Genomic DNA, 1,659 nt, shown 5'->3' with positions numbered 1-1,659 from the left:
TTTATTGTTTTTAACTTGCAATTTTTAATTATATTTACGTCTTCGGAGCCGTGAAATTGAACGTAATCAAATACTTTACTTCTTTCAATTTTTTCAATTTCTTCTTTATTAGGATTGACTACTACAGCTACTCTGCTTACAAAGGGAGGTAACTCTTTAGATATTTCAAGAATCTTTGATAATCCAACTTTTCTCGGGCTTTCGGCTAAAATGAAACCTAAAGCATCTACCCCAGCTTTGGATATGTTAATGGCGTCTTCAATGTTTGTGATTCCACAAACTTTTATCCTGATCACTGCAAATTACTCCTTTTTTCTGGAAATAGTTCTCCAATCTTCGAAACAGGATCGTTTTCTTTCATTAGAGCTTCTCCTATTAATACCCCATCTACTTCTAAACTTCTAAGGTAATCGATGTCACTTTTTTCTTTAATCCCACTTTCTGAAATAACATAAAAATCCTTACGTTTATCTAATTTTTCAAGTTCTTCAAGTAGTTTTTCAGTGTTTCGTAGGCTAACAGAAAAATCATTTAAATCCCTATTATTTATTCCCAATATTTCAGTTTCGGTATCTAAAACCTTTATTAATTCTTGGCGGTTATGAACTTCGACTATGGCTTCTAAACCTATATCTTTTGATATCTTAAGAAAATCAGAGATCTCTTTTTTTGTTAGTATTGAAGCTATGAGTAAAATAACGTTGGCTCCCAGAAATAATGACTGGTAAATCTGTATGGGATCGATTATGAAATCTTTTCTTAAAATAGGAAGATTTGTTTTAGCTCTTAATTCTTTTAAAATTTTTGTACTACCTTGAAAATATTTTTCATCAGTTAGGATAGAAATAGCATCTGCACCAGCTTTTGTATATAACTCTAACTGCCTTTGTGGGTCAAAATTCGTTGAAATGATTCCTTTACTTGGTGAGGCTTTTTTGATTTCCGCTATTAAAGTTAATTTTCCTTTTTGGAAGGAGTCTTTTAAGGAGATTTTCTTTTCTTTTAACTTTGCTACTTCTTCCTTTTTTGTTTCTACTATTTTTTCTAAATACATCTTTTCCTCCTTTATCAGAATTTTTCACTATTTTAGCGCCCCTTCGCCCTGCAGCCCGCCCGGCTCACTGTCCTCTTTTTCTACGATGATCTAGGAAGTTTTTGCTTGTAAAGATAGAAAGTTAGTAAACTCTACCATCTCTTCCAATTTTTTCATCGCTTTTCCACTATCAATTATCTCTTGTGCATAACTAATGCCTTCTTCTAAACTGTTGACTTTGTTTGCCACATATAACCCGGCCGCCGAATTCAAAACGACCACATCCCTTTTGGGACCCATTTCACCGTTAAATATGTTTAATATTATTCTTCTATTTTCTTCTGCGCTTCCGCCTTGGATCTCTTGTATGCTGCATTTTTTCAGCCCTAAATCTTCCGGGGATATTTCTAACTTTTCTATCTTACCTTCATTTAAAAACGCCACTTTATTCTTTCCTGACAGAGAAAATTCATCTATGCCTTCCGATCCATGAACAACCATCGCTCTTTTAACTCCCAAGTTATTCAAAACCTCTGCTATAGGGTAAACCAAGTTTGGATCGTATATGCCCATTAATTGATATTTTACATTTGAAGGATTCGTTAAGGGTCCTAATACGTTAAAAA

General features: G+C 33.6%; 2 protein-coding genes and 1 pseudogene. All 3 read right to left on the bottom strand.

Annotated elements, in window-relative coordinates; all coding sequences use genetic code 11:
* On the bottom strand, window positions 1-296 hold a 296-nt coding region (locus AA81_RS13100; protein WP_439331579.1), incomplete at its 3' end, for a phosphoribosylanthranilate isomerase.
* Window positions 293-1,054 carry an indole-3-glycerol phosphate synthase TrpC gene (gene trpC / locus AA81_RS13095; RefSeq protein ID WP_103899284.1) on the bottom strand — a complete coding sequence of 254 codons (762 nt, stop codon included), beginning with the start codon at window positions 1,052-1,054 and terminating at the stop codon, window positions 293-295. The genes trpC and AA81_RS13100, both read right to left, overlap by 4 nt.
* A gap of 90 nt (window positions 1,055-1,144) precedes the next feature.
* Window positions 1,145-1,659 (bottom strand): annotated as a pseudogene (locus AA81_RS13090) (anthranilate phosphoribosyltransferase); the annotation flags it as partial.

The sequence above is a fragment of the Petrotoga halophila DSM 16923 genome (genome assembly GCF_002924615.1).
Note: the sequence above shows the minus strand (reverse complement) of the source record. Positions and strands in the feature narration are given on the sequence as shown.